The sequence below is a fragment of the Burkholderia alba genome (assembly GCF_034721475.1).
Classification (GTDB): domain Bacteria; phylum Pseudomonadota; class Gammaproteobacteria; order Burkholderiales; family Burkholderiaceae; genus Burkholderia; species Burkholderia alba.
Map to the genome: position 1 here is coordinate 24,842 of NZ_JAWJWL010000009.1, position 16,009 is coordinate 40,850.

Below are 16,009 nucleotides of genomic sequence, written 5' to 3' on the forward strand. Positions count from 1 at the left end.
TCGCTCGCTCAGTAATTGAAGACATATCCCCGCTTGCGCGCCTGGGTCAAGGCGTGCGAACGCCGAATACGCCGAGTTTGCGGGTCGGGGGCCTTCAATTCCTCTTGCGGTTTTACGCTCACCGAAACGGTGGGATGCGCTGCGCCCGGCCGAGTGGCCGCCAGTTGCCGCTCAGCCGCGGCAATGGCAGCAGCACGCGCCCACGCGGGTATTTCTGGCGATACGGCCGTAACGGCGACCGTCTTCCCCGGCCTCTCTTGGTCCGCGCTATTAACTGTCGCGCGCGGCCGAGCGACATCGATTCCTAGGCGCTTGGCATAACCGGCCAGACTCGGATTCATGATCTTGAGCGCGGCGTATGCATACACGCGACAATCTAGAACTTCGTTACGGGCCTTGTCGGGTTTCGTCCATTCGCGTACCGGAAAGCCTTTCGCGAACTTCGTTCTCAACTTTTCCGCTGTAAGCTGGGCGAAGTACGATTCATCGTGTTCATCGTTCTTGGGAAAGTGGCAATAGCCTGGGCCGTCCTTCTGCAGTTCAAGGCGTCGCATGATCACTAGTTTCGCCTCGTCAACACCGACCAGAAACAGGTCAACCTTCCGGCTACGCTTGCCGGATTGCTTGCGCTTGGGCTTCTCTACCACGGGGCGCCCCCAACCTGCGATGCCCTTGATCGCGAACCTTCGCCCAGATCGACGGCTCCGGATGTACTCGTATGCACATTGGGTATAACCCGACGTGCCGCCCGTATCGACGCAGGTAGCCTGCACCTTCAGCATGACTCCGCTTTCGTGTCGCCACTCTTCGGCCAGCAAGTCGTCCAAGTCATTCCATACGTCGCCGGCAAGAGGATCGCCCCACAGGACGCGGTGCGTCACGGACCACGACCGTTCGAACATTCCCCATGCAATAATCGACACCTCAAGGCGATCCGGCTGCATGTCGACGCCGGCCGTCAGATACAGGCCACCCATCGGTATCGTCGCGGCGTAGACTTCACGTCGCTCGAACAAGTTGTCGGCGTCGACTTTCTCAGCGGTTTCCTCGAATGTCTCTGCCAGCGACACGTTCACGAACGATTGCAGGTCACCCGCCGCCATCTTGTCGAGATACGATTGCACGATGTCTCGCAGCTTGCGGAACGTCGACAGCATCTCCGGCGCATGAAACGATGCGTGACCCTTGAACCGCTCGGCGGCTCGCCAGCCTCCGCCCTTGCGTTCAGCCGAACGAATCGCATCAATGCGTTGTCCGTCGTTCCAAAGACTGCCGCAGTGCTCGCATGCGTAGCGAGCGCTGTCCGGATCCTGCTCGCCCTCCGGGGCGTCACGCCCATTCCAAACGACTTGCGACCATTTCAGGTACTGCGCCTCGCCACAATCCGGGCATGGCACGTAATATCGTCGTTGGTCGCCGGCCAGAAACGATAATTCAATACGTGATGCGCCCTTGATCGTCGGTGTGCTGCTCTCGGTGCGTAACTGCAGGTCGCCGAAAGTCGCCCCGCGCTGCGCCAACAGTTCGAGCGGGTCGCCCTCGCCCGTGCTTCCCAGCATCCCATCCACTTCGTCGGCATGCGTGACTGGCGCCGAGCGACCGCGCAAGGTGCGTGGAGAACCGGCCCAGCCGAACATCAACCATCCGCCGATGTACGAGATAATCCGGCTGTTGTTAACACCATCGCGTCCGCGCGGCTTCGCCATTCGTCGCGCGATCGTTGGATTCGCCTCCAGCATCGGGCGCAATTTCGTTTCGAGGAACGTTTGCACGTCTCCCTGAGTCGGCTGGATGAAAATCTGACTGCGTGGATCGTGCTCGATGAAATAGCCGGCGATACACTGCTGGATGGTAGTTTTGCCGAGCTGCGCGCCGGTCTGGTACGAGACCCGCCGCACCCCCGGTTCGACGACGCAATCGAGCATCCCGCGCTGATAAGGCGCATTGTCGAAATTGATCGGCCCCGGAATCGCATTGCCGATTGAGATATGAATGTTCCTCTGCGCCCATTCGCTGGGAAGAAGATGCGGCGGCGGAACCAGATTCAAAATAACTCGACGGACCGCACCCCTGATCGCTTGATCGTTCGCAAATGGATGAATCTGGCGTTCAGCCATCGCCTTCATAGTCGACATCGGAATCATCGTCGCTTGGGTCGAAGTCCGCGTCCGCGGACTGCTCGAGCGCCGTCACGATCTCGTCCCGCAAAACGGTTTTGAATGCAGCTTCGTCTGTCTCGCCAAGCAGGCGGAGCACTGTTCGGGCAGGCACATTCAGCATATTCGTGCGAATTGTGGTGAGCAACTTCGCGGTCACGCGCTCGAAGTCGGCGACCGGCGCAACTTCTCCGCGCGCCTTCGAAAGGTCCAACTCAGCAGTCAAGGTTTCGGCCGCCAGCTTGCGGCACCGCAACTTGCCTTCATCATCGGGCACATCGCCGGCCATCTGGCGCACACGCTCGTCTTCACGCCAACGGACTACATCAGCGGTATTAAATTGCCACTCGACACCGCGCCCTCCACGCTGGATAACGGGACAGCCAGCCCTGACCCAGGCGTCGACAGTAGTCAGCGCGACCCCAAACACATCCGCGACGCCGGCCCGGTTCACCACTTGACCGCTTCCATTCCTCGGCATAGCGTTAACTACTTCCCATTCGACGGTTAACCGTTAACTTTCAGCGCCTTAAACAGACCGATATAGTCGTAGTCCGCCGTTTCGTTCCCCACCCAGATTTGAAAGAGCGCGGGGGCCTTGCCTCCGCAGGGCCCCGCCCCCGAGGAAGGACCCAAGTGTTGTGTGTTTGCAACACACTTGACTTCGCCATATCCTCAGTAGTCCAAATCGGATTTTTCGTGGCTCGCAGACAGCATCGAGAGACTGAACGCTGGAACATCGAGCCTCGAAGTACCGGGCGAACCCATCGGATCGACGTAGATACCCTTCTGTCCACGGATTGCATCGATCAGATTCGAGTGTGTTGCTCGGCACATGTAATACAGCTTGGCGACCTCGACATGATTGGCGAGCAATGTAGCCATCATCCCATCACTGGCTTGCGGAAGTGGGGGGCATGTCACCAACAGGTTGCTGGGAATGCTCGCCACTGGCGCCACCGGGATTAGCATCGGTGCCGGCGTTGGCGGCATTCCAGATTGACAAGCCGACAGCATCGAGACCAGCGCCAGCAGTAGCGGCAGAGGGATGCGATTGAACATAGCGCGTTACCTTCGTTTCGATCGGTTTGAAAGTGGCCCGGACACGCTCCTGGTCCTGGCTTTGCCGGACAGCGGCAGCGATCGCATGTTGCGAATTCGTTTCACTCGTCGTCTTTGCGGCGATAGTTGCCTCTGCGACCGCTGCGGCCTGCTTGACCTTCTCTGCATTCCACGCGGCCTGAATCTGCTCTTGCCCATCTTGAAATCCGTTTTGATAGATCTCATGATGGGCATACAGCAACGCTGCGACGATGACGCACCCAGCCAGGGCATAACTGCCAAATTTCTTGAATACATCAATGATGAAAAGCGGCATGATTGATTTTCCGTTGTTCACGCGCTCGCGACGCAGCCGCCTGCCGCGACGAAATAACTTTGCAGCGTCGTAACGAGGTTCTGATGCTGGCCGTAGCTATTGCCGGGAAGCGATGCCCAGATATTCGAGCAAGCAGTCACTGCGGCGGCGAACTGCCCAGCGAGGATCAACGGTATCGCTCGACGTTCGCGAATTTGCTGGATCGCGATGCGGTCCTGCGAAACTGGCCCGAAGTCAGGAAGCCGAAGCGATGCCATATAGGCAACTGCAAACCGATTCAGTGCTTGATAGCGGCCTGCGGCCGTCGAGTTCAGCGACGCGTTGTATATGTTCGGATGGGCCGCGTAGCTCGGGAACGTCATGACTTTCGCCGGGATCGACTGCCCATTGCGAACCATCGGGCCATGCGAACCAACCAGCACGTTATAGCCATCATCGCTATGCGCCAGCGTATATGCGTCGATTTCGCTCCGGGCGATCATGTCGAGAAACGCACAGACGTTTTGCCCCCCAGCAACATCAGCCGCTATTCGAGGCATGGGGCTTCCTCCACTTGAAATACGCATACAAGATCGCCTCACGGACGAATAGCAGACCGGCAACGCCGACCATCCCTGCCGCGTTGAGACGCGCAACATCGAGCGGGTGACGGCCAATGAAAATCGCCGCGCAGGCAAGCGCCAGAAACGACCAACACAACTTACCCAGAACGCCGTCGCGAATACGTGGCGAAAGGATCGCGTAGGCCGAAATAGTGAATAGTGCGGCGCTTGCCGCCTGGACGGTAGCGTTGATCATTACTGCCCCCCACCGAAGCGCTGACGAATCAGCGCCCACAAGTCCGCATTGGACAATCCGCGAATGACAGCCTGAACCATCGACAAACCGAACAATCCGATAAGGAAGGCTACGGCCCCGGAGTGCATCGGAGAGATATGGAAATGATCGATCGCCAACGGCGTGATGTAGTTCGCCCCGGTGGAACTGGCGGCAATGGCGAACGCGCGCTTGGGCAGGCTGTCAATATCCTTATGGAATGGCAACGACACGACGGAGCCCAAGGCCGCCGCCGCGATCATGCCAAGATAGGGAGAAAATTTGTCCACAGATACCGCCTGCGTTTGTCGTATCCGTAACGTAACGTCACGCGCCGGCCAATTCCTCTTGCGGTTTTACGGATAGGACCTTCTCGACCGTGCTGTCCGATACGCCGATCTGAACTGCGATCAACCGGCGTTTAAGGCCACGTGCCGCCATCCCGCGAATCGTGGCGTTCCGAAACGCCTTGACCATCGACGTACAGGCGGATGGTTGCAAAATTTCGCCGCCGAACGCCTTAACCAGCTTACTGGCATCACCCCAGCCAATAATCTCGACCAGAACATGGTCTGGCTTGAGTGTCTTGGGAACGTATAGGATCGGCGTGCCACTCGGATGCTCGCGCGTGTATGCTCGAGGCAATCTCCCGAGCAGAACGAGAGCTTGTTCCCGACCGATGACCTCGGCGATTTCGCGCACGCTATGCGGCAGATCGTTGATCGGCTCTTGCGGCAAACTCATGGCAGCACCCTCCATGGGATACCCCAATACATTAGCCAGTTGATCATTGCCGCTCGAATTTCGTCGCTACGCGGAAACGAAACTTCGATCTCGCCTGCCCCGCGATCTCGGCAACTGACCGGGAAGCCGACAAAGGAAACTCGATGTCCGCCGGATGGCTCCGGCAGACGAATGCAGGCGATTGACACGGGTTCCGGGATGGCCGCGGCGTCAAAGTAAAGGTGCGCGCTCATTCCTGCGCCACCGTGGGGAGCTTAGCGTGATCGATCGTGATCTCGATGACAGCCTCTTTGCGCGGGCCGATGCTGCTGTCACTCGTTGAAATGTAGCCGGTTGTACTGACAGCTAAGTCGCTCAGACTCACACCGCCAGCGGCAGCCACGGCCTGGGCAAGGATGTCCACAATTTGAGCTTCGCCGATCACGGCGCGAAGCGTGCGCGTGTCCGTCCGGGTCTCGACTATCTTGAAGACAGGTTTCATTGTTCTTCCCTCACGTACCATTCTCTATCTCCGCTCCCCAGGAACGGCGCGAGCGACTTAGCGTTGTGCGCTATCACGACCTCCACCGGATACGTCCCGTCCGTGTTCCACGCCCCCTCGACTGCGAACCGGTGATACTTTTCAGGGAGGATCACATCCGCATAGATCCAACCGCCGCAAGTTTTGCCGTTTCGCCAGCTATGCACCGGGCTGCGGATCTTGACGACGACACATTCGAACGTTATGTAGTTCTCGCTGTAGTACTTTCCTCGCCATGTCCCCGGCAGCGTCAACCTGACCTTCAATCGCATTCGCCCTCCGACAAACCCATCTTGCGTGCGCGCACGGACACCCACGCCTCATATGCTTGATCCCAAGCGTCAAATTTCTCTTGCTTCGCCGTGCCGACGCGGTTCTGATCGATCCACACGTGGCAAGACATACAGCCGGGAACCGTAAATTCGTTTTTCGCCTTGAGGCTCGCCCCCTTCCCGTGTCGTGCCTGGTTGGAGTGACACGGCACGACGGTCGGATCACTCGGATCAAGACGACAAACACCGGGCACGCGGAGATAGCAGGGTTCGCCACGGCACGCCGCGAGATACTTCGCACCCTCGGCGCCTGTCGGCCTTTTGATCCGGCGAACAATCGCCTTCTGGTGTTTCAGTGTCGATCCGCTCGTCAGGCTTCGGAACGGTGAGGGTTTTCGGGAGTAGCCTCCGGATTTGAGCGGCTTCTTTCGCATGAGCGGAGCAGACCGTTTCATGCGACGGCACCTCCAGCTGTCGCACCTTCACCGCCACGCATCACTGCGCAAACCATTTGCTCTTTCGAATATTTGTTAGTACAATAATTGATATGGAAATCGAATTCGATCCAGCCAAAAGAGACAGAACGCTCGCCGAACGCGGACTGGACTTTACGCGCGCGGTCGAGGTGTTCGCCGGCATCCACTACACCATCGAAGATGCTCGCGAAGACTACGGCGAGACGCGCTATATCACCGTCGGCAAGCTCGATGACCGAATGGTCATCATGGTATGGACGCCACGCGGCGAAGTTCGCCGCCTCATCAGCATGAGGAAAGCAAATGAACGCGAACAGAAGCACTACTCCCACCGAGTGGGTTGACCCAGACGATGCCCCCGAACTGACCGACGAGTTTTTCGAAGAGGCCGACCTGTACCACGGCGACAAGCTCATTCGTCGAGGACGCCCTAATGGCAGCAACAAAACATCAACAACCATTCGATTTGACAACAGCATCCTGGAAGCCTTCAAGGCAGCCGGGCCTCGTTGGCAAACACGGTTGAACGCAGCGGTACAAGACTGGCTGAAAACGCATTCGCCGAAAGACCTTGAGGTGTGACAACGTCTCACGACATCTCCACGCTTGCCCGGACCATTCGGTCTACCGCGACCACCGCAACCGCGATAGCCGCGTCTCGCGCGTGTTGCCGCTCCGCCGCTTCCCGTAGCTGGCGCACTTGGGTCGACTCGACTGGCGGCGGCAGCTTGCGAACCTTGCAGCGATACGCGCTCGGGCGCGTGCCCTCGATGCGAGTGATGAGTTTCGCATCGAGCAGATTTCGCACGCGTCCTTTGACGGAATCTTCCGATATGCCCAGATCACGCGCGATTCGTTCGAGTGTCATCCCGAGTCGGCCACCATTGCGCAATATGTGATCGCAGACCTGCCAGCACGCCGGATTGATGCCCTTGTCCGTCTTCATTTCACCTCCACGATGTCAATGCCGAAAATATGCTTCATGAGGTGCCGCTTGATGCGATACCCCTCGGTAATTCGCCCCTTCACGTCTTCCACGACAATCTTGCCATCGCGGGTGTAGACAAAATCCGCTACGTACCTCAGTGCGGGCCGCTTACGGCCGCCGATCACCACCGGATCGGCAAGAATGAACGGCACCTGCAACGCTAGGTCGCTGATCAACCCCGCCGACTGCTGCCGAGCCAGATCAAACCAGCGCGACCGCTCCCGCTTGCTGTCGAATTTGATCCCGTCGTGCTCGCATCTCTCGTTTCGATATTTCGATTTCTTCGCCGTAATCATCGGCGGGAACAGCGAGCGGTCCAGATCCCCGGACGCGATGTCATCGAAATCAGAATTCGGCAGGCCGCCTGTCCGACGCTCGATCTCACGCTCGGCGAAACTGCGCCCCACCACCCTATCCTCCCGAACACGGGCAGTCCCGACTGCTACAGTTCCGGCCGGGACTACCATCGGCCATGCAGATCGCTTCGTCATGCCGGCTTCCCGCTCTTGATGTAGGCCCAAAGCTCCCGCTTCTGGTCTTCCGCGGCCTTCTCGCCAAACTTCACGCGGACGCGATGGACCAGCTGCTGCGCAAGGCCGTAGTGACCGTTCCGACCAGCGATGACCGCCTCACGGAACGATTGTCGGCATTCGGCAGCCGTCATGCAGCGTCCGCGGCAGAGCCTGCGTCTCGCGGAATGTCGTTGAAATATCGGTACAGCGCCTCGTACTGCTCATCGCCAAAGCGCGCCGCGTCTCGGAGCATGTCTTCCATCCATTCGCCCGGGCCGGCAGCTTTCACCACACGGGCCTTGAAGCGCATGAACACTTCACCTTCGCGCTGCGTCACGCCGAGCGACTTACCGCGCTCAACAACCCCCGCCGTCGTCTTGTGCCAGTCAGACGGCACCGACCCAGCCCCGCCGCTCTGCGTCGAGTCGCCCTTGACCGGGAACAGCCCGGTCCAGCCGCGAAGCACCGCCTCGTCCACCGTGACCTCGACCGGCTGGCCAGCGTCGAGCAGCTTCCTCAGCCGCTTGACCGACACCTTGGCCGCCGCCATCGTCCAAGGCGCATCCTTGGCCTTCGCCTCGCGGTGCTCGCACCAGGCATCCCACACATCGAACGGCAGCCAGTCGGGTAGGTCGAGGCTCAGAATTTCCGAATGCAACGCAACTCGCGGCGCACGCCGCGCAGGTTGACGGTTCAATGACGGTTCTTCTGGTGGTTCTTTACGGTTAGACGGCACCTGGTGCGGGGGTGGGACGCACGCCGTGCGGGGGTCCCCCGCATCTCCTGCGGGGGTGGGGTGCATTTCCTGCGGGGGTGAATCTGCTGCGGGGGTGCATTTGGTGCGGGGGTGAATCTCCTGCGGGGGTGCATATGCTGCGGGGGTTATCGTGTAGCTCGTATGGCGCCCGTTTGTTCGATTCGCCTTGACGATCTTCGCCTCTTCCAGCCACTTGATCGCGTTCTGCACCGCCCGCTCAGACGCGCACGTCCGCTTAGCGATGGTTCCGATCGACGGCCAGCACACGCCCTGGTCGTTCGCGTTGTCTGCCAGCGAAACGAGCACCGCCTTCTGAGCGATCGACATGCCGCCCAACGGCCAGCACTGGGACATGATGAGAGTACTCATGCGGACTCAACAAGCGCCATCTGGCGGGGGTCCACCTCTACCGCCGCCTCACTTTCCTCGTTGAGGCCCAGCACCCAGCGCAATGCTTCAGCGCGCTCGCCCGTCGATTCCGCCAGCTCCGCCTCGATCTTCTTCCGCGTCTTCATGGACGGCTTGCTACCCTCCATCACGGCGCGTTGCGCACGACTCCGCGCATGCCCCTTTGCCCCGGCACCCGCTTCGATCAGTTCCTTGAGCTTCACTCGCTGCTCGTCAGGGGGCAATGTCACCAGTCGCTTTGCGTGGCTCACGTTGACTTGCCCGCTCTCGACCGCTTCTTGGACGGCCGAGCAGCATTCAAGTAACTGGATGGAATTGCGGACGGTCTGAGCCGAGACGCCGAACAGGATCGCGATTTCGTCATCGGAGCGGCCGTAGCCCTGTTGCTTTGCCATCTTCTCGGCACGCGAAATGGGTGTTTCTTGCTGCCGGATAGCGTTTTCGCTCGCCGTCGCCGCCGACAAAACGAGTGCGCGCTCGCGGATGCCTAGCCTTCGAATGAACCCCTTGACAAGACGTATCGGCTCTCCGCGCTCTTCCCGCCGTCGATTCGCTTCGATAGTATTCTTTACGCGCTGACGCCCCGTCACCACCTCGGTATCGCCAGTCTCCGGGTTCTTCGTCACTTCGATGGGAACTAGCACGCCCTGAAAATCGATATTGCGCACCATGCTCTCGTCAAGCGGCAGGTGAACACGTGAGTCGTACAGCGGATGCGATTCGTCTGTAACCAGAACCAAATCCCTAGGATCGAAATCCATAAGGTTTCCCTTCCCCTTCGCTCCGTATGCGTCGATCGAATTCTTTGCCATAACCTTCTCCTAAGCCGCTTCCCTGAGCGGCAATTCGTTTTCGTCAAGCTCGGCACGCCGTGCGGCGACGAGCGCGTCGTGATCGTCTTGAGTCATGTCGCGGGTCCAGAAATCGACATCGCCGGGCAACCGATCGCTGCCATCCGGCCGGTGCCAGCAATAGAAGCTCCCCATTCGATGCGGAAAGTGGTAGCCAGCGCAGTCACATCGCGTCGCGGTCGTGTCGCGCTTCATCATCCAAACGTCCAGTCGCCAGTCCCGTGCGCCGCACTGCACGCACTTTGGATACGCGGCCTGCTCGAACGTGTCCGGCTTCATGTGCAGAACACGGCGCGCCTCGCAATGCCGGCATCGGACGTGATAGCGCGCCATCTCACGCGACCGGCAGCCCGAGCAGTTCTTGCGATTTTCCGGTAGCGATGCACTTCCGCGTGCCGCGCTTCTGTAGCCGCCCATCGTCGAGCAGTTCTCGCACCCGCCCACACACACTGGAAAGTTTGAGATTCGTGCGATCCGCGATGTCCTCCCGCGTCAGCAATGTCGCGCGCGAATGGAAACAGTCGAGAACCATGCGTTGCTTTGCCGATAGTTCGGGCACGGCAATCGAGTGATAGCTGTCTTGCTGCGTCGAAGAAGCGCCGCTGGCAGACCGCGGGGCGAAATGATTTTTCAAGTGGTTTCTCCTGCGGCCGAAGCCAATTAGGACTACGAATTCAAATTGAAATGACCTTCGGAACGATTCTTCTCAGCGGGGCTCACGCGCCGACCTTTCGGTCGGTGCTCGGCTAGTGCCTGGTTTCCTGCAACGACCGGAGAATCAGATGCCCCGCTAGGGCGAAGGCTTCCAACCTCTCCGGGTCCGACTCAATCTGCCGCCCGATCTCCTCCATCAGTGCGTTTCGGTCATCACCCACCCGTCGCCGGGCGTCCTCAACGGCTTTCCGGCCAATCCGAAGCGCATCCTCGTCCGTCATTTCATAGTCGCCCTCGTGTGAATGACCTCCTCCATCAGCGTCAGCATGGCCATGCGGGCGAGAAACTGCGAAACCGCCCGGTTGCCGACGATCCGCTCAAAATCCGCAATGTGCCGAGCCGGCAGGTCCTGTCGCGCCTTTCCATGTCTGTCAATCGGATCACGGTTGAGCATGTTCGAAAGGTGCGACGCCGGGACATCCATCAGCTCGGCGAGCGTCCTTTGCGTCATGCCGCGGACTGCTCGCTGTTCCCACGCGAGACAAACGGCATCACGGAAAGAAGCGCACTCGGCGATCGATTCTTGAGGTACAAATTCAGCCGGGTTCGGCTGCACGCCCGTGTGGGCGCGGGTGTCAGCCTGTAAGTGCATTTGGCCTCCATAGAAAAATTCAACTGGGTTACGACTGGAATTACGACTCAACCAGGGCGCAAAATTTTTTGCATCAACCGGACAACTGGATGCGAACCACCGCTATGCGAGAATTGAAGCTCCTTACTTCCTCAACCACCGCACAACAGGGTTCGCATGGACGACAACAAACTGAATCAACTCCTCGCCCTGCTGGAAAAATATCGCAGCGGCCTGATCAGCCAAGAGGCGCAAATTCTGCGTCTGCATATGCAAATTTCGCATACACAGCACGCAATGCAGGGATTCATTTCCGCGTTGCCCGAGGACCAGCAGACAACCATCGTTGCTCAGATCCGCGCTCGGTTCGAAGTCGCCAGGGACCAGCTATTGGGTACCTCGATCGACGACGCATTGATCGACGACATGCTGGACGAAGCAATTCGGCGAATACTTCCCGGTCAATAGGGTCCGGGATGCCAGCAGCCTTCATTTCGCATATCTCTTGTGCGATCTCGAGATATACCGCCTCCGGGGGTCGGGCACTTGCACGGCGCACCTCGGCATCTCGAGCCGCCTTCACCCACATTAAGTTGATCGCCGGGCGAATCAGCCAGAGCGCGAGACGGGCGTACAGATACCTCACCTGGAAAGTGTCCGGCGTCACGCAACCTCCTTTGCTTCGGTAGGGGGAACGATCTCAGGCCATATGAGGTGCCCATCATCGGGTCGAAGCTCGATACGCGACACCGCCCCTTTTGTTGCGCGCTCAATCGCGACGCATCTGTCGACGGCAACGGGTCTTGCCCCATTCGCCCACTGCTGAACTGTCGGAGGCTTTACCCCAAGCAGCCTAGCTAGTGCCGCTTTCCCGCCGACGAGATCGCAAGCTTTCCGGATGGCAAGGGTGGTTGGCGTGTTCATGGCGCAATTATATGGCAATGCCTGTTTTTTGCAAGGAGGCATTGCCACATCGAGTGCTTACCAGATTTAATGAGGCAATGCTTACAGGCAATCAACTAGGCGCCGCCATCGAGCAAGCGCGGATCAAGAAGGGCGTCACTAAGGTCGCCCTAGCCGCCGCTATGGGCGTGAAACCTGCCTCGGTTCAGGACTGGGTGAAGTACGGTAGACTCGCCAAAGAGCGGATCAACGATCTGGTGGAATATTTTTCCGACGTCGTGGGCCCTGACCATTGGGGGCTTGACTTTTCCGCAGCAACATCTGGGATGATGCAGTCGGCAAGTCACGAGGCATTAGATAGCGCACTCCCTGACGATGCCGCAGTCGAGATAGTTAAATTTGTGAAGAAAATGACTCCACGTGAGCGAATACAACTTCTTGGCGCGGCCAAGATGATCTTGAGCATTCGAGTCGACAGAAAAGCTAAGATTGGGAAGGACGCGGCATAAACTGGAAGCCGACATTGGAAGCAAGGCGTTCGCGTATTCCTATGCACGCATAAATATTCGTATTTATATCCGGACGAAATCTTATGCCAGACGTGCTCCCCCCAATGCAAAGTCTGGTTGTCTTTGATTCCGCCGCAAGACATCTGAGCTTCACTCGCGCCGCAAAGGAACTCAACATTACACAGAGTGCGGTCAGCCGACAAGTCTCGCGTCTGGAGCAATTCCTAGGCCGGGCTCTATTCACTCGCAAACGTCAAAGATTGGCCCTAACACCCGCCGGGGAAAAATATGCAAATGACATCCGCGGAATCTTGGGGAGTTGCGCGTCGGCCACTCACGATTTGATGAAGCAAAAGGGGACGCAGAATATCACCATCGCATGTGGCGCCGGCACTTCTACTTTGTGGCTGGCACCGCGGCTTCCTGAATTCATTAAAGCCAATCCCGAGATCTCACCCCGCGTGATTGTAGTTGACGATCCGAAGCGGCTACAGCCTTCCGAATTCGATGTCGGAATTTATTACACCAACGATTCACAGCATCATACGGGCATGAAGACGCAGCGGATCACAGGCGAAGAAGTTTTGGCCGTCTGCTCCCCGTCCCTGCTTAAGGGCCAGCTGATCACCCCTGACCAACTTGCACAGATGACTTTGCTCAATCGAGCAGACTCGCCAGCCCTCTGGATGACTTGGCAGAACTGGTTTCAGTTGTGCGGCGCAACGTTGAAACCAAGAAAATTCATCACGTCAAACAACTACCCGTTTCTAGTCGAACTAGCTCTTCGGGGGCAAGGCGTCCTGCTCGGATGGAGCGCGCTAGTGAACGAATTGCTTGAGTCAGGCGAGCTCGTTAAAGCCTGCCAAGAATCCGCCAGTCTGGGCGGAGGATACTATGTCCTATGGCCACGCGACAGGATGGAATCTGTTGCCGCTCAGACATTCAAACTATGGGTGTTTTCTCAGTTCAAACCCCAGAGTGCAGACGGCCAAGATCATGCCGAAAAGTCATCACCCCATGCCTAAATAGCTATTTCGGTTTCCTTCGCTCTCGCTGACAATGTATCTAACGATGTTGTAAGTTCAGCACGATATGCCAGCTGAAACCACATCATTCTGAGATGACTGGACAGAAATGTAAACAATCATCTTGAATAGTGACATTTTTTGGGGGCGAGCCATCCATGATAGATTTTGCCGCACAGATAAGTGCTACCCAAGCACATCCTAAAACTAGATCGCTGATCGTCGCGACCATCATAGGCAACGGGCTTGAGTGGTTTGATTTCACCATATATAGTTTTTTTGCGATAATAATCGCGAAATTATTCTTCCCAACAGGTGATTCTCTAACCTCACTTCTCGCTGCTTTTGCAACATTTGCCGTCGGATTTTTTGTCCGACCCATTGGCGGAATTATTATTGGTGCATATGCCGATAGGGTAGGACGAAAGGCGGCTCTCTCGGCAACCATATTGATTATGGCGACTGGGACCATCCTAATTGGATTAGCCCCAACATACGACTCCATCGGCTATTGGGCTCCGATCATCATCATCATTGCACGCCTGCTACAAGGCTTCTCTGCTGGCGGCGAAATGGGAAGTGCCACGGCGTTCCTAACTGAACATGCTCCGGCGGACAAGCGCGGCTATTATTCCGCATGGATTCAGAGCAGCATTGGAGTTGCGATTGTCTTAGGCACGACCGCCGGAACAGTGTTGACCACGCAACTATCGGAGAAGGATTTATACAATTGGGGTTGGCGCCTACCTTTTTTGTTCGGAGCAATTATTGCCCCTATTGGTTTCTATATACGTAGTCAATTGAGTGAAACCCTACCTCTCCATGATGCGCAATTCAAAAAAGAAAAATCCCCCTTCGTTGACGCGATACGAAATTTTCCTCGGGAAACATTCATCAGTTTTTTATTAGTCGTATTGTGGACGGCTACCTCGTATGTAATTTTATTTTACATACCGACCTATGCCGTTCGGGCACTGCAACTCCCTCCATCCGTCGGCTTTACCGCCGGAATAGCAGGAGGGTTGTCAATCATGTTGTTCACCCCAATCTTTGGAGCAATTTCTGATCATTATGGAAGAAAGCCACTGCTTTCTCTATCATCCGCGTCTATTTTCATAGCAAGCTATCCGTTATTTTTATACATAAACAACAATCCTGATCTGCGTTCACTCTTAATATTTGAGGTTTTATTTGGAATATTGATAAGTGCGTATACCGGGCCAATCCTAGCCGCATTCTTCGAGATATTACCCGGTCGAATTTTATCGACAGGCATAGCAATCGCCCATAATTTCGCCATCATGATATTTGGCGGTCTCGCGCCGATGATCGTGACTTGGCTAATCGCTAAAACCATGAGTAATCTGGCCCCGGCCTACTACCTTATGGCTGCCGCAGCCATAAGCTTCACCGCCACTTTGTTTTACAAGAAGTCCGCCCACATCTGACCATCGTGGCATTGCCGCTAAATTTCACAAACCAGTGATGCAAAAAAAAGCGCTCCATCGGCGGCAACCGATAGGGCGCTTGTGTTGCAGTCATCCCATACCTGATAAATATACGAGGTTGCAACGTGTCAAAGCATAGCACGACAGAACGCGAGGTCGCGAATATTTTGAGCGACCGGCGGTTTTTCGCGAAGCGCACCGGAGAGCGTGCGCAGACCGCTGTAACGGGAGGCGCCGTCACCAGCCTCGAAGAAGTACGTCGCAAGAAAGAGCAGCCTTGCTTTGACCCACTTCCAACCAATCTGACGCAAGCATTTGTCATGCTACTTGAGTCCTACTCGAGGCACGACATAGGCAATCTCGATGTCTAGCATCGAGCAGACAGCGCCATACCAATGAAACCGAAGGTCAAGCGCAAAAATATGGTATTGCCTCTTTACAAGATATGAGGCATCGCCTACTATTCCATCAACGCGCCACCCTACCGGCGCCAAGACGGAGCCACGATGGACGCAACGAGCCTCATTTTGGGATTTACCGCTGGCGCGACTATCGGAGCGCTCTTGCTGATGGCTGCTCTTGCCATCGGGATGCATAGCAAAGGTCAAGACGGCGACGAGTAGAAATACCGTTTGAGCGGGGACGCTTGAAGTCGGCGCGGCGACTCTAAATAGCCCGTACTCCTTCAGGTGTGAATGCAGGCGTCCTCGCTCATCGTTTTGTAGTCCGTAACTATAAATGCAGCTCCAGGTAATCCAGATGGACATGATGAGCTTCATTCTTGGTTTCGCTTCTGGCGTGGTGACGGCATGTCTGGCGTTCTATCTCGGCTATCTGGTTGGTTCTTCTATTGGGGAATGACATGTATCGAATGTTTCGCTGCACCCGCTGCCGATGCACGACGCCGAACAGTCACGACGGAGACGGGTGTCACAACTGCGGCGTCGGCGTAATGCGTCCG

At 57.1% G+C, this 16,009-nt stretch carries 26 protein-coding genes; 6 read left to right on the top strand and 20 right to left on the bottom strand.

The window, feature by feature from the left end:
* Nucleotides 1-8: 8 nt before the first annotated feature.
* The 10 genes from RZR99_RS12035 to RZR99_RS12080 form a co-directional block, all read right to left on the bottom strand.
* Entirely contained in the window at nt 9-2,135 is a 2,127-nt protein-coding gene (locus tag RZR99_RS12035; RefSeq protein WP_323119991.1) for a phage terminase large subunit family protein, read from the bottom strand.
* Nucleotides 2,110-2,613 (bottom strand): terminase small subunit, encoded by a 504-nt coding sequence (locus tag RZR99_RS12040; RefSeq protein ID WP_323119992.1) that lies wholly within the window; start codon nt 2,611-2,613, stop codon nt 2,110-2,112. Before RZR99_RS12040 ends, RZR99_RS12035 begins: the two co-directional genes overlap by 26 nt.
* Before the next feature lie 435 nt (nt 2,614-3,048).
* Nucleotides 3,049-3,534: a hypothetical protein gene (locus tag RZR99_RS12045; RefSeq protein ID WP_323119993.1), complete on the bottom strand. Its 486-nt coding sequence runs from the start codon at nt 3,532-3,534 to the stop codon at nt 3,049-3,051.
* A gap of 17 nt (nt 3,535-3,551) precedes the next feature.
* Nucleotides 3,552-4,073, bottom strand: coding sequence for a glycoside hydrolase family 24 protein (locus RZR99_RS12050; protein WP_323119994.1), 522 nt, complete (start codon nt 4,071-4,073; stop codon nt 3,552-3,554).
* The gene (locus RZR99_RS12055; protein ID WP_323119995.1) at nt 4,054-4,332 is read right to left on the bottom strand and encodes a hypothetical protein; all 279 of its coding nucleotides are present in this window, start codon (nt 4,330-4,332) and stop codon (nt 4,054-4,056) included. The genes RZR99_RS12050 and RZR99_RS12055 overlap by 20 nt, the downstream gene beginning before the upstream one ends.
* Nucleotides 4,332-4,640, bottom strand: coding sequence for a hypothetical protein (locus RZR99_RS12060; RefSeq protein WP_323119996.1), 309 nt, complete (start codon nt 4,638-4,640; stop codon nt 4,332-4,334). Before RZR99_RS12060 ends, RZR99_RS12055 begins: the two co-directional genes overlap by 1 nt.
* 37 nt (nt 4,641-4,677) lie before the next feature.
* Nucleotides 4,678-5,094 carry a hypothetical protein gene (locus tag RZR99_RS12065; RefSeq protein WP_323119997.1) on the bottom strand — a complete coding sequence of 139 codons (417 nt, stop codon included), beginning with the start codon at nt 5,092-5,094 and terminating at the stop codon, nt 4,678-4,680.
* A 229-nt stretch (nt 5,095-5,323) separates the two neighbouring features.
* On the bottom strand, nt 5,324-5,575 hold the full coding sequence (locus tag RZR99_RS12070) for a hypothetical protein (protein WP_323119998.1): 252 nt from the start codon (nt 5,573-5,575) through the stop codon (nt 5,324-5,326).
* On the bottom strand, nt 5,572-5,886 hold the full coding sequence (locus RZR99_RS12075) for a hypothetical protein (protein ID WP_323119999.1): 315 nt from the start codon (nt 5,884-5,886) through the stop codon (nt 5,572-5,574). Before RZR99_RS12075 ends, RZR99_RS12070 begins: the two co-directional genes overlap by 4 nt.
* Nucleotides 5,877-6,341, bottom strand: a complete 465-nt coding sequence (locus RZR99_RS12080) for a nuclease domain-containing protein (RefSeq protein WP_323120000.1) — start codon at nt 6,339-6,341, stop codon at nt 5,877-5,879. Before RZR99_RS12080 ends, RZR99_RS12075 begins: the two co-directional genes overlap by 10 nt.
* Nucleotides 6,342-6,433: 92 nt before the next feature.
* Here RZR99_RS12080 and RZR99_RS12085 point away from each other — a divergent pair, with 92 nt between their 5' ends.
* Together RZR99_RS12085 and RZR99_RS12090 are read left to right on the top strand one after the other, a co-directional pair.
* Entirely contained in the window at nt 6,434-6,706 is a 273-nt protein-coding gene (locus RZR99_RS12085; protein ID WP_323120001.1) for a BrnT family toxin, read from the top strand.
* Nucleotides 6,666-6,944, top strand: a complete 279-nt coding sequence (locus tag RZR99_RS12090) for a BrnA antitoxin family protein (protein WP_323120002.1) — start codon at nt 6,666-6,668, stop codon at nt 6,942-6,944. Before RZR99_RS12085 ends, RZR99_RS12090 begins: the two co-directional genes overlap by 41 nt.
* Before the next feature lie 7 nt (nt 6,945-6,951).
* On the opposite strand, the gene RZR99_RS12095 is transcribed toward RZR99_RS12090, so the two are convergent.
* The 8 genes from RZR99_RS12095 to RZR99_RS12130 all read right to left on the bottom strand — a co-directional run bounded on the left by RZR99_RS12095 (nt 6,952) and on the right by RZR99_RS12130 (nt 11,184).
* Nucleotides 6,952-7,308 (bottom strand): helix-turn-helix domain-containing protein, encoded by a 357-nt coding sequence (locus RZR99_RS12095; RefSeq protein ID WP_323120003.1) that lies wholly within the window; start codon nt 7,306-7,308, stop codon nt 6,952-6,954.
* Nucleotides 7,305-7,841: a DUF1064 domain-containing protein gene (locus RZR99_RS12100; RefSeq protein WP_323120004.1), complete on the bottom strand. Its 537-nt coding sequence runs from the start codon at nt 7,839-7,841 to the stop codon at nt 7,305-7,307. Before RZR99_RS12100 ends, RZR99_RS12095 begins: the two co-directional genes overlap by 4 nt.
* Nucleotides 7,838-8,014 carry a hypothetical protein gene (locus RZR99_RS12105; RefSeq protein ID WP_323120005.1) on the bottom strand — a complete coding sequence of 59 codons (177 nt, stop codon included), beginning with the start codon at nt 8,012-8,014 and terminating at the stop codon, nt 7,838-7,840. Before RZR99_RS12105 ends, RZR99_RS12100 begins: the two co-directional genes overlap by 4 nt.
* The gene (locus tag RZR99_RS12110) at nt 8,011-8,988 is read right to left on the bottom strand and encodes a helix-turn-helix domain-containing protein (protein WP_323120006.1); all 978 of its coding nucleotides are present in this window, start codon (nt 8,986-8,988) and stop codon (nt 8,011-8,013) included. The genes RZR99_RS12105 and RZR99_RS12110 overlap by 4 nt, the downstream gene beginning before the upstream one ends.
* On the bottom strand, nt 8,985-9,839 hold the full coding sequence (locus RZR99_RS12115; RefSeq protein WP_323120007.1) for a ParB/RepB/Spo0J family partition protein: 855 nt from the start codon (nt 9,837-9,839) through the stop codon (nt 8,985-8,987). Before RZR99_RS12115 ends, RZR99_RS12110 begins: the two co-directional genes overlap by 4 nt.
* Before the next feature lie 9 nt (nt 9,840-9,848).
* The gene (locus RZR99_RS12120) at nt 9,849-10,211 is read right to left on the bottom strand and encodes a hypothetical protein (protein ID WP_323120008.1); all 363 of its coding nucleotides are present in this window, start codon (nt 10,209-10,211) and stop codon (nt 9,849-9,851) included.
* A gap of 1 nt (nt 10,212) precedes the next feature.
* A complete protein-coding gene (locus RZR99_RS12125) occupies nt 10,213-10,512 on the bottom strand; it encodes a hypothetical protein (protein WP_323120009.1) in 300 nt (99 codons plus the stop codon).
* A gap of 297 nt (nt 10,513-10,809) precedes the next feature.
* On the bottom strand, nt 10,810-11,184 hold the full coding sequence (locus RZR99_RS12130; RefSeq protein WP_323120010.1) for a helix-turn-helix domain-containing protein: 375 nt from the start codon (nt 11,182-11,184) through the stop codon (nt 10,810-10,812).
* A 156-nt stretch (nt 11,185-11,340) separates the two neighbouring features.
* Here RZR99_RS12130 and RZR99_RS12135 point away from each other — a divergent pair, with 156 nt between their 5' ends.
* Nucleotides 11,341-11,631, top strand: coding sequence for a hypothetical protein (locus tag RZR99_RS12135; protein WP_323120011.1), 291 nt, complete (start codon nt 11,341-11,343; stop codon nt 11,629-11,631).
* Nucleotides 11,632-11,826: 195 nt separating this feature from the next.
* Here RZR99_RS12135 and RZR99_RS12140 read toward each other — a convergent pair whose 3' ends face one another.
* Complete coding sequence (locus tag RZR99_RS12140) at nt 11,827-12,129, bottom strand: transcriptional regulator (protein ID WP_323120012.1); 303 nt, start codon at nt 12,127-12,129, stop codon at nt 11,827-11,829.
* On the opposite strand from RZR99_RS12140, the gene RZR99_RS12145 reads away from it, so the two are divergent.
* The 3 genes from RZR99_RS12145 (at nt 12,099) to RZR99_RS12155 (ending at nt 15,048) form a co-directional block, all read left to right on the top strand.
* The gene (locus tag RZR99_RS12145; protein WP_323120199.1) at nt 12,099-12,575 is read left to right on the top strand and encodes a helix-turn-helix domain-containing protein; all 477 of its coding nucleotides are present in this window, start codon (nt 12,099-12,101) and stop codon (nt 12,573-12,575) included. The two genes, RZR99_RS12140 and RZR99_RS12145, sit on opposite strands and share 31 nt — an antisense overlap.
* Nucleotides 12,576-12,679: 104 nt before the next feature.
* Nucleotides 12,680-13,600, top strand: a complete 921-nt coding sequence (locus RZR99_RS12150) for a LysR substrate-binding domain-containing protein (protein WP_323120013.1) — start codon at nt 12,680-12,682, stop codon at nt 13,598-13,600.
* 158 nt (nt 13,601-13,758) lie between these two features.
* Nucleotides 13,759-15,048, top strand: coding sequence for an MFS transporter (locus RZR99_RS12155; protein WP_323120014.1), 1,290 nt, complete (start codon nt 13,759-13,761; stop codon nt 15,046-15,048).
* A 128-nt stretch (nt 15,049-15,176) separates the two neighbouring features.
* Here RZR99_RS12155 and RZR99_RS12160 read toward each other — a convergent pair whose 3' ends face one another.
* A complete protein-coding gene (locus RZR99_RS12160) occupies nt 15,177-15,359 on the bottom strand; it encodes a hypothetical protein (RefSeq protein ID WP_323120015.1) in 183 nt (60 codons plus the stop codon).
* Between the last annotated feature and the right edge of the window lie 650 nt (nt 15,360-16,009).